Genomic DNA, 12,371 nt, shown 5'->3' on the forward strand with positions numbered 1-12,371 from the left:
ACAGAAAAAATTGTTGCTATCTGGCCTTTAAAATAGAATGTAAGGAGAATAATTTTCTCTGGGAGGTGGATATGCTAGATAAAATTGACCGCAAGCTGCTTTCTTTGCTGCAAAGCGACTGCACCCTCTCTTTGCAGGCGCTGGCAGATGCCGTTAATCTGACCACCACACCGTGCTGGAAGCGCCTCAAGAAGCTGGAAGACGATGGCATTCTGCTGGGACGTGTGGCGCTGCTGGACCCCGAAAAACTGGGGCTTGGACTGACCGCCTTCGTCCTGATAAAAACGCAGCATCACAGCAGCGAATGGTACAGCCGCTTCGTCACCCAGGTTTCCGACATGCCCGAGGTGCTCGGCTTCTGGCGCATGGCGGGGGAATACGACTATCTGATGCGCGTTCAGGTGGCAGACATGAAGCGCTACGATGATTTTTACAAGCGGCTGGTCAATAGCGTACCGGGCTTGTCCGATGTCACCTCCAGTTTCGCCATGGAACAGATTAAATACACCACAGCGTTACCCATTGAATAACTTCATAAAATATCTTCAGGAAAAGACCGCGTGCGATTATTTGCCCAATTAAGCTGGTACTTTCGTCGGGAGTGGCAACGCTACCTCGGCGCGGTGGCCCTGCTTATTATCATTGCCATTTTGCAACTGATCCCGCCCAAAGTGGTGGGATACGTCGTGGATGGTGTTACGGAACAACATTACACCGCCGCACGGGTGATGATGTGGGTCGGTACGCTGGTGTTGACGGCCGTGGTGGTTTACCTGCTGCGTTATGTCTGGCGCGTGCTGCTGTTCGGCGCGTCCTATCAGCTTGCCGTTGAGCTGCGCGAGGACTTTTACCGCCAGCTGAGCCGCCAGCACCCTGAGTTTTATCTGCGTCATCGTACCGGGGATCTCATCGCCCGCGCCACAAACGATGTGGACCGTGTGGTGTTTGCCGCCGGTGAAGGGGTGTTAACGCTGGTGGATTCCCTGGTGATGGGCTGTGCGGTACTGATTGTGATGTCTACGCAAATTAGCTGGGAGCTCACGCTGCTGGCGCTGCTGCCGATGCCGCTGATGGCGCTGGCGATTAACCGCTACGGCGAGCAGCTCCATGAACGCTTTAAGCTGGCGCAGGCGGCGTTCTCGTCGTTAAACGATCGCACCCAGGAGAGCATGACCAGCATCCGCATGATCAAAGCGTTTGGTTTGGAAGACCGCCAGTCCGCGCTGTTTGCGGCCGACGCCGCCGATATCGGTGCGAAAAACATGCGCGTGGCGCGTATAGACGCCCGCTTTGATCCGACAATTTATATTGCGATTGGCATGGCGAACCTGCTGGCGGTGGGCGGCGGCAGCTGGATGGTGGTGCGAGGCACCATGACCCTCGGGCAGTTAACCAGCTTTGCGATGTACCTCGGGCTGATGATTTGGCCGATGCTGGCGCTGGCCTGGATGTTTAACATCGTTGAACGTGGGAGCGCCGCCTACAGCCGTATCCGCGCCATGCTGGCGGAAGTGCCGGTAGTGAACGATGGCAGCGAGCCGGTACCGGAAGGTCCGGGTGTTCTGAAGGCTGATATCCGCGTCTTTATCTACCCGCAAACGGAACATCCGGTGCTTGAAAACGTCTGTTTCACGCTGCGTCCTGGTCAGATGCTGGGCATCTGCGGCCCGACGGGCTCCGGTAAAAGCACCATTCTGTCACTGATTCAGCGCCATTTTGACGTGAGCGAAGGCGATATCCGTTTCCATGACGTCTCCCTGCCACGTCTGCTGCTGGATGACTGGCGCAGCCGCCTGGCGGTCGTCAGCCAGACGCCGTTTTTGTTTTCAGACACCATAGCCAACAATATCGCGCTCGGGTGCCCGACGGCGACACAGGACCAGATCGAGCATGTGGCGCGCTTAGCCAGCGTCCATGAGGATATTCTGCGCCTGCCGCAGGGCTACGACACAGAAGTGGGTGAGCGGGGCGTTATGCTCTCCGGTGGACAAAAACAGCGTATCTCTATTGCCCGCGCGCTGCTGCTGGACGCTGAGATCCTGATTCTGGATGATGCGCTGTCCGCGGTTGACGGGCGTACCGAGCATCAAATTCTGCATAACCTTCGGCAGTGGGGGGAGGGGCGCACGGTCATCATCAGCGCGCACCGTCTGTCGGCCCTTACCGAAGCCAGTGAAATTCTGGTGCTTCAGCACGGGCATATTGCCCAACGTGGTCAGCATGAACAGCTCGCCGGGCAGGCCGGCTGGTATCGGGATATGTACCGCTATCAACAGCTTGAAGCTGCGCTGGATGAGGAGGTCACCGATGCGTAAGTTTGGACAGATGTGGCCGACGTTAAAACGGCTGCTCGCCTATGGCTCACCGTGGCGCAAACCGCTTTCCATCGCCGTGCTGTTACTGTGGATCGCCGCGATTGCGGAGGTGACCGGTCCGCTGCTTATCAGCTGTTTTATCGATAACATGGTGGCGAAAAGCTATCTGCCGCTGGGGCTGGTGGCGGGGCTGGGTGTGGCGTATGTCGGGCTACAGCTGACGGCGGCGGGGCTGCACTATGCGCAGTCGCTGCTGTTTAACCGGGCCGCCGTGGGCGTGGTCCAGCAGCTACGCACGGATGTGATGGATGCCGCGCTGCGCCAGCCGCTGAGCGAGTTTGATACCCAGCCGGTCGGGCAGGTTATTTCGCGCGTCACCAATGACACCGAGGTGATCCGCGACCTTTATGTGACCGTTGTCGCAACGGTTCTGCGCAGTGCCGCATTGATTGGCGCGATGCTGGTGGCGATGTTCAGTCTGGACTGGCGGATGGCGCTGGTGGCGATCGCTATTTTCCCGGCGGTGCTGATTGTGATGGTAATTTACCAGCGCTACAGCACGCCGATTGTTCGTCGCGTGCGCGCTTACCTTGCAGATATCAATGATGGCTTCAACGAAGTGATCAACGGCATGAGCGTTATCCAGCAGTTTCGCCAGCAGGCGCGTTTTGGCGAGCGAATGGGAGAAGCCAGCCGCTCGCACTATATGGCGCGGATGCAGACGTTACGTCTGGACGGCTTCCTGTTACGCCCGCTGCTGAGCCTCTTCTCTGCGCTGGTGCTGTGCGGGATGTTGATGCTGTTTGGCCTGACGACGCGCGGAACCATTGAGGTGGGAGTGCTGTACGCGTTTATCAGTTACCTTGGCCGTCTTAACGAACCGCTGATTGAACTCACTACGCAGCAATCGATGCTGCAACAGGCGGTAGTCGCGGGTGAGCGTGTGTTTGAGCTGATGGACAGGCCGCGTCAGACCTATGGCGATGATGAACGTCCGCTGGAAAGTGGATCCATAGCGTTTGATCATGTCTCGTTTGCCTACCGCGACGATCAGCTTGTCTTGCAGGATATCAACCTCGAGGTACCGTCGCGCGGTTTTGTCGCCCTGGTTGGGCATACCGGCAGCGGCAAAAGCACGCTCGCCAGTTTGCTGATGGGCTACTATCCGTTGACGCAGGGGGAGATCCGTCTGGATGGACGGCCTCTTTCCGCGCTTAGCCACAACGCGTTGCGTAAAGGCGTCGCGATGGTGCAGCAGGATCCGGTAGTGCTGGCGGATACCTTTTATGCCAACGTGACGCTGGGACGATCTTTCACGCCTGAGCAGGTATGGGAGGTGCTGGAAACGGTGCAGCTGGCAGATCTGGCGCGCGGGTTAAGCGAGGGGATCAATACCCGGCTGGGCGAGCAAGGCAATAACCTCTCTGTCGGGCAAAAGCAGCTCCTGGCGCTGGCGCGCGTGCTGATTGAGACGCCGCAGGTGTTGATTCTGGATGAAGCGACCGCAAGCATCGACTCCGGTACCGAACAGGCGATCCAGCTGGCGCTGGCTGCCGTGCGGGATCGCACTACGCTGGTGGTGATCGCTCACCGCCTCTCAACGATCGTCGATGCCGATACCATTCTGGTGCTGCACCGTGGCCAGGCCGTTGAACGGGGTACGCACAAAGCGCTGCTCGAGGCGAAAGGACGCTACTGGCAGATGTATCAGTTGCAGCTGGCAGGCGACGAGCTGGCCGCCAGCGTGCGCGAGGAGGAGTCGCTCAGCGCCTGATGCACCATAACAAGGCAATGCGCTAACAATCTTAACCGTTGGTGCAAAACTGAAACGCACCCTGCACTGCCATGGTGCGTTTTTTTTCACCCCTTCGCGGCGCATGCGCGCCGCGGCGCTTTCCTCCTCACATTTCACTTCTGGCACACCCTTTGCAATATACCTCTCGTGTTAGCTGCGGCCATTACCGAATTCTGACTGGAGGGGATATATGAAGCTGGTTACGGTGGTAATCAAACCATTCAAACTCGAAGACGTGCGTGAAGCGCTGTCTTCCATGGGTATTCAGGGACTGACTGTCACCGAAGTGAAAGGCTTTGGGCGTCAGAAAGGTCATGCCGAGCTTTATCGCGGGGCGGAATACAGCGTTAACTTCCTGCCAAAAGTGAAGATTGATGTGGCGATTGCCGACGATCAGCTTGATGAGGTGATTGATGTCGTCAGCAAAGCGGCCTACACCGGAAAAATTGGCGACGGCAAAATTTTCGTTGCCGAACTACAGCGCGTCATTCGCATCCGTACCGGCGAATCTGACGAAGCGGCGTTGTAAGTAACTCCTGGCACACAGTGATAGGGATCGAGAAAATGATGAAAGCAACAATGAAAACAGGTCTGGGTTCGCTGGCACTGCTGCCGGGCCTGGCAATGGCTGCACCTGCTGTGGCAGACAAAGCCGATAACGCCTTTATGATGATTTGCACCGCGCTGGTGCTGTTCATGACGATTCCGGGGATCGCGCTGTTTTACGGCGGCCTGATCCGCGGCAAGAACGTACTCTCCATGCTGACGCAGGTTGCCGTCACGTTCGCGCTGGTGTGCGTGCTGTGGGTGGTTTACGGTTACTCGCTGGCCTTCGGGGAGGGCAACGCCTTCTTCGGCAACGTTAACTGGGCGATGCTGAAAAATATCGAACTGACCGCGGTAATGGGCAGCTTCTATCAGTATATTCATGTCGCGTTCCAGGGCTCATTCGCGTGCATCACCGTGGGGCTGATTGTGGGCGCGCTGGCTGAGCGTATCCGCTTCTCTGCGGTACTGATTTTCGTGGTGGTCTGGCTGACGCTCTCCTATGTCCCGATTGCGCATATGGTCTGGGGCGGTGGTCTGTTGGCTTCCCATGGCGCTCTGGACTTTGCGGGCGGCACCGTTGTTCACATCAACGCCGCCGTAGCCGGCCTGGTAGGCGCATACCTGATTGGCAAGCGCGTGGGCTTTGGGAAAGAAGCATTTAAGCCGCACAACCTGCCGATGGTCTTTACCGGCACCGCCATCCTCTACTTTGGCTGGTTCGGCTTCAACGCAGGTTCAGCCAGCGCCGCTAACGAAATCGCCGCGCTGGCCTTCGTGAATACCGTGGTGGCAACTGCCGGGGCCATCCTCTCATGGGTATTTGGCGAGTGGGCCGTTCGCGGCAAGCCATCCCTGCTGGGTGCCTGTTCTGGGGCGATTGCCGGTCTGGTAGGTATTACGCCAGCATGCGGTTACGTGGGCGTGGGCGGCGCATTGCTGATCGGTATCGTCGCGGGTCTGGCGGGGCTGTGGGGCGTTACCGCACTGAAACGTATTCTGCGCGTTGACGATCCGTGTGATGTATTCGGCGTACACGGTGTGTGCGGCATTATCGGCTGTATCATGACCGGTATCTTTGCTGCACAATCTTTGGGCGGCGTGGGTTATGCTGAAGGCGTGACCATGATGCATCAGGTGCTGGTCCAGCTTGAAAGTATCGCGATTACGGTTGTCTGGTCGGGCGTTGTGGCCTTTATCGGCTACAAGCTGGCCGATATGACCGTGGGGCTGCGCGTACCGGAAGAGCAGGAGCGCGAAGGTCTGGACGTCAACAGCCACGGCGAGAATGCGTACAACGCATAATTTGAGTGCCTTGCCGGGTGGTGGCTTCGCCTTACCCGGCCTGAAAAAGTGAAATTTGCAGGCCCGGTAAGCGTAGCGACCGGGCTTTTTACCTCACCCGCGATTACGCATCACACCTTCCTGCACGGTAGAAGCCACCAGCACACCATCCTGGGTGTAAAACTCCCCGCGAACAAAACCGCGTGCGCTGGACGCAGAGGTACTTTCTACGCTGTAAAGCAGCCACTCGTTCATATCGAAAGGACGATGGAACCACATGGAATGGTCAATCGTGGCGACCTGCATCCCTTTTTCCAGGAATCCCACGCCGTGCGGCTGTAGCGCAACCGGCAGGAAGTTGAAATCCGACGCATAACCCAGCAGATACTGATGCACGCGCAAGTCTGCCGGTACGCTGCCGTTGGCGCGGATCCACACCTGGCGGGTGGGCTCAGCAGTATGCCCCTTCATTGGGTTATGAAATTCGACCGGGCGGATCTCCAGCGGTTTATCGCACAGAAACTTCTCTTTTACCTGCGGCGGCAGCAGATGTGCGAGTGCGCGGGCAATTTCGGTTTCCGATTTCAGATCGTCCGGCGATGGGGCAGACGGCATCTGTTTTTGATGCTCATAGCCCGGCTCTGGCGCCTGGAAGGAGGCGGTCATGTAGAAGATGGGTTTCCCATGCTGGATGGCCGCCACACGGCGAGCGCTGAAGCTTTGGCCGTCACGCAGAACTTCCACGTCGTACACAATCGGTTTAGCGCTGTCACCGGGGCGTAAAAAGTAGCTGTGGAATGAGTGCACCAGACGGTCTGCCGGAACGGTCTCCTTAGCGGCATATAGCGCTTGCCCCACGACCTGGCCCCCAAAAACCTGGCGTAAGCCTAAATCTTCGCTTTGTCCGCGAAAAAGCCCTTCTTCTATTTTTTCCAGGTTCAGCAATGTCAGCAGATTGTTCAGTGCCTGACTCATAGTGGTCCTCAATAAACGCCGTGGCGAAAGATACGCTGAGTATAACGCAGAAACGATAGTGGTCCGATGGGTAGAATTATCTTAATACCTGGGCAAAATTAGGCATAAATCCGTGATTTGTGCCACACTTGTTTACGTTATGTGAATAAAACGACATCGGATGGGATCGATCCCGCCGGTGCATTGATGATAAGGAGACTTCAATGAAACTCGTGCCTATGTTAAGCGGTGTTGCAATGGCGGTGGCGTTGTCCGCCTGTGCGGATAAGAGTGCCGATGTAGCGGTACCAACGGCGACCCCAAACGGGATTAACACTCTTTCACAGCAAGCTATTCGACAGCCTAACGTGTCCGGTACCATCTGGATCAAACAGAAAGTCGCTCTGCCGCCGGACGCGGTTTTAACGGTCACGTTATCCGATGCGTCTCTGGCGGATGCACCGTCTAAAGTCCTTGCACAGCGTGCAGTTCGTACAGAGGGTAAACAGGCGCCGTTCAGCTTCGTGCTGCCGTACAACCCGTCTGACGTTCAGCCTAACGCGCGTATCCTCCTGAGCGCGGCGGTAACGATCAACGATAAACTGGTCTTTATCACCGATACCGTGCAGGAAGCGGTCAACAAAGGGGGCACCAAAATCGACCTGACCCTGGTCCCGGTGCAGCAGACTGAAGTGCCTGTGGCAACGCAGACCAATCAGCCGACCTTGCCTACACCGCCAACACAGTTGTAACTTTCTTTCGCCCTCTTCATCTTGACGGGAGAGGGCGTCAGTATTCCCAGCGATACTTCTGCATATCTATCTGTCCCGTCCCGGACACCTGCACCCCTTCTGAGAGTAATGCCTGACGCTGGCGCTGCAAGTCTGGCCCGGTGAGGGAAATGGCACCATGGCGATTAACGACCCGGTGCCATGGTAACGTACTTCCCTCCGGAAGCCTTCTTAGCACGCCGCCAACCTGACGCGCTGCGCGCGGAGAGCCCGCCAGTCGGGCGACTTCCCCATAGGTCGTAACACAGCCTTCCGGAATCGAGGCCACGATTTGCCACACTCGCTGTGGGAAAGAGTCGTGTTCGTCCATTGTTTCTCCAGCGGGAATTCAGCGAAGGGTAATGTTATACGAAGATAAAGAAGATTGTCGGGTCAGTTTGCGCAATAATCCAGCATCCAGTTGCCAGCGGCTTGCAATTGAGGTGCTCCACAGGGATAATGCGCCAGCGCGTTGGTTATCAACGCTCTCAATGGGGGCTCTGTTGGTTCTCCCGCAACGCTACTCTGTTCACCAGGTCAGGTCCGGAAGGAAGCAGCCAGGGCAGACGACGTGGGTGCCGGGATGTAGCTGGCAGGGCCCCCACCCATTTGTGTTCTTCTCTGAAGTTTCCCCCCTATATAAACCTTCTCAATTATGTGCCTATTTTGTTCGTGCAATATATCCTTCATTGAACTGAAATAATAATGTCATAAACCTGTAATAATAGACTGTCATTTTATTATCGGGCGTCTTTTTGTTGTCATAAGCAAAAAAATATATATCTGGATAACAAACTTATCTTCGTGTATTAAATTAAACACGTGTTCCGAAAGGATGTGACAATCATGGTAACTGCGGTTTTAAACGTTAAAATTGATGAAGCGCTAAAAGAAAGACTCCGCCACTATGCGGAAGACAATAATGAGAATTTAAGCGTGACCACAGAGAAACTGCTGCTGCTGGCATTTGAAGCAGTAGAAGAGGCGGGAGTATCGGAAGAGGATGTTGATAATCAGCATACGGAAGAAGAGAGTGTAAATCCATTTACTCCTAAAGAAATCAAAGCACTACGTAAACTTCTGAAGAAGAGAAAATGAAACAACAACTATCGACAGCCAGCGATTACAACGAGGCCTGCAATCTGTTACGTTCGGGCTATGTGAAACATGTTCGTCTTGGCTGGAATGTAGGAAGCGATGAGTTCTTTCGAATTGCGTCTGACTGGTGTGATACCGGTGCAAAAATAAAGAAAGAAGGTGAAAATTTCATTATTTCGCTGAAAGGCTTCCCGATTCCTCCTCAACATTAAGTTGTTCTTCATGAAAACAGCTGACTGCATGCGTTACAGTCAGCTGTTTTTATTGTTTCTGGCGAATAATTTACACCAGGCTCCGTTTTACTGGCGGTGTACTTTTATTTAAGGCAAGCCACAGCGGTTTGATACGCAGTAATGCCTCTTCAAGTTCTGGCGAATTGAGTGAGAAGGGCATACGCAGGTAGCGGTCAAACGCGCCTGAAAGCCCAAAGCGCGTGCCGGTGCCCATAATGATGCCTGTCGTTTCCGCACGTGCCGCCAGTTGAGTCGCCAGCATGCCGGGTAGTTCAATCCAGTATGAAAGTCCTCCCTCCGCTTCCTGAAACCGCCATTCGGGGAAATGCTTCCGTAACATCTGGCCGCAGCGGTCACGCCGTTCTGCCAGCATTTCCCGCCGGGCAGGCAGGAAGGTTTCACTGTTTTCGATAAGCCACAGCGTGGCCAGCTGTTCCAGCACCGGAGAGCCCAGATCCAGCGTATCGCGCGTCTGTGCGAGCGTGGCGATAGTGCGGGACGAGGCGCGGATCCAGCCGAGACGAAGCCCACCCCAGAAGCTTTTGCCTGCGGAACCCAGCGTAATCACTGCGGCCTCCGGGTTAAAGGCGGCCAGCGGCGGCGGCGGGGGAGCATCGAACCAGAGATCGACCATGGTTTCATCCACCACCAGCGTGGTGCGGGTTTGCGCGGCGATGTCGGTTATGGTCTGACGCGTCGCGGCATCCATGCAGCGCCCGGTCGGATTATGAAAATCCGGCATTAGATAGGCCAGACGCGGGGCTGTCTGGGCAAGCGTTGCGGCAAAACCATCGGTATCCCAGCCCGTTTCTGGCAGCGAGACGCCCACGGGCCGGCATTGCGCCCCCTGAATCGCGGCTATCGCCAGCGGGTAGGTGGGATGATCCACCACCACGCGATCCCCGGGCCCGGTCATCATTCTTAAGATCAGGGCGAAGCCGCTGACGGCACCGTTCACCACCATCACTTCGTCTGCCCGGGTGGGCAGACCGCGTGCGGTGTAGCGGGCGGCGATAGCTTCACGCAGCGCTGGAAGCCCAAGCTGATCGTACCCGGTCAGCGCCAGATTCGGCGTAATGGTCGTCAGCGCGTGGGTGTAGGCCTGATGGATCTCTGGCCCTGCGTTGAGCGCGGCGGTTGAGAGATCCAGCGCCGCGCTGGCAGTGGAAAGCGTGGGCACGGCCCGGCTGTCTGGCAGGATCGCCCGGGAACCGCTGCCGTGACGGCTCTCCAGAAAACCCTCTTCACGCAGATGCGCCAGCGCGCTGCTGATGGTGGTGCGGCTGACGTCCAGTGCGGCGGCCAGTTCCCGCTCTCCGGGCAGGCGCGTGTTTAGCGCCAGCCTGCCATCCAGAATTAACAGGCGTAACGCGTCAGCCAACTGGCGCCACCGCGGGGTGCGGGAAGAGGTTTGTTGCCAGTGCCCTAACAGGCGAACCAGAGACTGGCTTCCAAAACGACGTGATGACATGTGCAGTCCACTATTTGAAAACTGGACATTAATCATAGTGCCATTTTCAGCGAAGATGGAAGCTGGTTCTTCGGAGAAGAGAAAATGGTGCGTCGTCTGGTACAACTTTATGTCGGTTTAGCCCTTTACGGACTTTCAACCGCGATGTTTATTCGTTCGGATCTGGGTGTTGATCCCTGGAATGTTTTTCACCTTGGCGTCGCCATCCAGGCCGGAATGAGCATCGGCACGGTGATGATTTTAACCGGGGCTGCGGTGCTGCTGCTATGGATCCCGCTGCGTCAGCTTCCGGGGCTGGGTACGGTCAGTAACGTGATTTGTATTGGCCTGGCGGCAGATGCGTCAATGGCATTGATCCCGGAACTCACCTCGCTGCCCGTGCGCATCACCCTGCTGGTTTCCGGCATTGTGGTTAACGCCCTTGCCACCGGAATGTATATCGGCGCGGGTTTTGGCGCAGGCCCGCGCGACGGTCTGATGACCGGCATACACGCCCGGCTGGGCTGGTCGATCCGCAGCGTGCGTACCGCAATCGAGGTGACCGTGTTGATCGTCGGCTATCTCCTCGGGGGAGCGTTTGGCGTCGGAACCGTGCTATATGCGTTAACCATCGGCCCGCTGATCCAGCTTTGTTTGCCGTGGTTTCGCCAGAGACCGCGCATGCAGAAAGCCGCGCAGCCGGAGCGGATTGCTTAATTTTGCGAAGCGCTCACAGGCTATAATGGCGTAACTGTGTCAGAATAGTGACTACCTTTTACGACGCCAGAATCTATGAAAGCGATCACTCTTTATGACGTTGCCCGCGTAGCGGGCGTTTCTTATCAGACCGTTTCCCGGGTGATTAACGACGCGGAACACGTTTCTGCCCGTACGCGGGAAAAGGTCCGACAGGCCATGGCGGCGCTACACTATGTACCTAACCGTGGCGCGCAGCAGCTGGCCGGGAAACGCACTCGCACGCTGGGGCTGATGACCAGCGATCTGGCGCTGCATGCGCCGTCGCAAATCGCCTCAGCTGTAAAATCCCGGGCAGTGGAGCAGGGGGCAGGCGTGCTCATCTCTATGGTGGAGCAGCCCGCGCAGTGTCAGGCTGCTTTGCAGGAGTTACTGGCGCAGCGCGTGGAGGCGCTGCTGGTGAACGTTCCGCTGGAAGATGCTCAGGCAGAAATGCTTCAGGAAATGGCCTCGCCGACCCCGGTTCTTTTTCTTGATGTTTCCCCCACAGCTCGGGTTAACAGCCTCGTTTTCAATGCTGAACAGGGCGCTGGCCTGGGGGCGGAGCATCTGCTTTCGCTGGGGCACCGGCGAATTGCGCTGCTCGCCGGGCCGGAAAGTTCTGTCTCTGCCCGGGCTCGCCTGGCGGGATGGAAAACTACGCTGGCTCAGGCTGGCGTGGAGGCGTTTGCGGTGGCGCAGGGCGACTGGAGCGCGGATTCAGGCTACGAGAAAGGGCATCAGCTCCTGGCGGGCGCGCAGCTGCCGGAGGCGATCCTTGTGGCGAACGATCAGATGGCGCTTGGCGTTTTACGCGCCTGTGCGGAAAAAGGCGTTGCGGTACCGGGGCAGATCTCGGTTGTCGGGTTTGATGATACGGCTGACAGCGCGTGGTTTTCCCCTCCGCTGACCACCGTTCGGCAGGCGTTCCGCGAGGCCGGTGAACGCAGCGTGGAGTGGCTACTGGCAACTGCCCGTCACGCCGAACCCTGGCAACAACAACTTCCCGTTACGTTGATCGTTCGTCATTCCACCGCGCCGCGCGCCGTACAACAGGCCGATCGTGAAGATCTGGCGCAACAGCTAAGAACGCTGGCGCTGCTGGCGGAGAAACTGGCGCGCAGCTAGCACTTTTGTGATCGTGCTCGCCTGGTGACGATCAGAGTCTTTACCGCCACCGTTTACCATGGC

General features: G+C 57.0%; 13 protein-coding genes and 1 other RNA gene. 11 read left to right on the top strand and 3 right to left on the bottom strand.

Features of this window, described 5'->3' with window-relative positions:
• The first annotated feature begins 71 nt into the window (after positions 1–71).
• The 5 genes from ACQG1K_RS05095 to amtB all read left to right on the top strand — a co-directional run bounded on the left by ACQG1K_RS05095 (position 72) and on the right by amtB (position 5,961).
• A complete protein-coding gene (locus ACQG1K_RS05095; RefSeq protein ID WP_022647254.1) occupies positions 72–530 on the top strand; it encodes an Lrp/AsnC family transcriptional regulator in 459 nt (152 codons plus the stop codon).
• 30 nt (positions 531–560) lie between these two features.
• Entirely contained in the window at positions 561–2,315 is a 1,755-nt protein-coding gene (locus ACQG1K_RS05100; RefSeq protein WP_426720925.1) for a SmdA family multidrug ABC transporter permease/ATP-binding protein, read from the top strand.
• Entirely contained in the window at positions 2,308–4,089 is a 1,782-nt protein-coding gene (locus tag ACQG1K_RS05105) for a SmdB family multidrug efflux ABC transporter permease/ATP-binding protein (RefSeq protein WP_367075301.1), read from the top strand. Before ACQG1K_RS05100 ends, ACQG1K_RS05105 begins: the two co-directional genes overlap by 8 nt.
• 211 nt (positions 4,090–4,300) lie before the next feature.
• On the top strand, positions 4,301–4,639 hold the full coding sequence (glnK, locus tag ACQG1K_RS05110) for a P-II family nitrogen regulator (protein WP_006809867.1): 339 nt from the start codon (positions 4,301–4,303) through the stop codon (positions 4,637–4,639).
• 35 nt (positions 4,640–4,674) lie between these two features.
• Positions 4,675–5,961 carry an ammonium transporter AmtB gene (gene amtB, locus ACQG1K_RS05115; protein ID WP_022647257.1) on the top strand — a complete coding sequence of 429 codons (1,287 nt, stop codon included), beginning with the start codon at positions 4,675–4,677 and terminating at the stop codon, positions 5,959–5,961.
• Positions 5,962–6,054: 93 nt separating this feature from the next.
• Here the strand turns inward: amtB and tesB are convergent, their stop codons facing one another.
• Entirely contained in the window at positions 6,055–6,915 is an 861-nt protein-coding gene (gene tesB / locus ACQG1K_RS05120) for an acyl-CoA thioesterase II (RefSeq protein WP_022647258.1), read from the bottom strand.
• Positions 6,916–7,118: 203 nt separating this feature from the next.
• Here tesB and ACQG1K_RS05125 point away from each other — a divergent pair, with 203 nt between their 5' ends.
• On the top strand, positions 7,119–7,646 hold the full coding sequence (locus ACQG1K_RS05125; RefSeq protein WP_022647259.1) for a YbaY family lipoprotein: 528 nt from the start codon (positions 7,119–7,121) through the stop codon (positions 7,644–7,646).
• A 37-nt stretch (positions 7,647–7,683) separates the two neighbouring features.
• Here the strand turns inward: ACQG1K_RS05125 and ACQG1K_RS05130 are convergent, their stop codons facing one another.
• The gene (locus ACQG1K_RS05130; protein WP_022647260.1) at positions 7,684–7,995 is read right to left on the bottom strand and encodes an MGMT family protein; all 312 of its coding nucleotides are present in this window, start codon (positions 7,993–7,995) and stop codon (positions 7,684–7,686) included.
• A 170-nt stretch (positions 7,996–8,165) separates the two neighbouring features.
• Here ACQG1K_RS05130 and ffs point away from each other — a divergent pair.
• The 3 genes from ffs (at position 8,166) to ACQG1K_RS05145 (ending at position 8,974) form a co-directional block, all read left to right on the top strand.
• Positions 8,166–8,262, top strand: an RNA gene (gene ffs / locus ACQG1K_RS05135) — signal recognition particle sRNA small type.
• Positions 8,263–8,510: 248 nt separating this feature from the next.
• The gene (locus ACQG1K_RS05140; protein WP_022647261.1) at positions 8,511–8,762 is read left to right on the top strand and encodes a hypothetical protein; all 252 of its coding nucleotides are present in this window, start codon (positions 8,511–8,513) and stop codon (positions 8,760–8,762) included.
• The gene (locus tag ACQG1K_RS05145; protein ID WP_006809861.1) at positions 8,759–8,974 is read left to right on the top strand and encodes a hypothetical protein; all 216 of its coding nucleotides are present in this window, start codon (positions 8,759–8,761) and stop codon (positions 8,972–8,974) included. The genes ACQG1K_RS05140 and ACQG1K_RS05145 overlap by 4 nt, the downstream gene beginning before the upstream one ends.
• Positions 8,975–9,044: 70 nt before the next feature.
• Here ACQG1K_RS05145 and ACQG1K_RS05150 read toward each other — a convergent pair whose 3' ends face one another.
• Positions 9,045–10,466 carry a PLP-dependent aminotransferase family protein gene (locus tag ACQG1K_RS05150; protein ID WP_058676951.1) on the bottom strand — a complete coding sequence of 474 codons (1,422 nt, stop codon included), beginning with the start codon at positions 10,464–10,466 and terminating at the stop codon, positions 9,045–9,047.
• Between the two features lie 84 nt (positions 10,467–10,550).
• Between ACQG1K_RS05150 and ACQG1K_RS05155 the strand changes: the two genes are divergently transcribed.
• Together ACQG1K_RS05155 and ACQG1K_RS05160 are read left to right on the top strand one after the other, a co-directional pair.
• Positions 10,551–11,162, top strand: coding sequence for a YczE/YyaS/YitT family protein (locus ACQG1K_RS05155; RefSeq protein WP_022647263.1), 612 nt, complete (start codon positions 10,551–10,553; stop codon positions 11,160–11,162).
• A gap of 75 nt (positions 11,163–11,237) precedes the next feature.
• A complete protein-coding gene (locus tag ACQG1K_RS05160; RefSeq protein WP_126291299.1) occupies positions 11,238–12,308 on the top strand; it encodes a LacI family DNA-binding transcriptional regulator in 1,071 nt (356 codons plus the stop codon).
• The last annotated feature ends 63 nt before the right edge of the window (positions 12,309–12,371 follow it).

It is taken from the genome of Enterobacter cloacae complex sp. 402C9 (genome assembly GCF_050030745.1).
GTDB lineage: Bacteria > Pseudomonadota > Gammaproteobacteria > Enterobacterales > Enterobacteriaceae > Enterobacter > Enterobacter intestinihominis.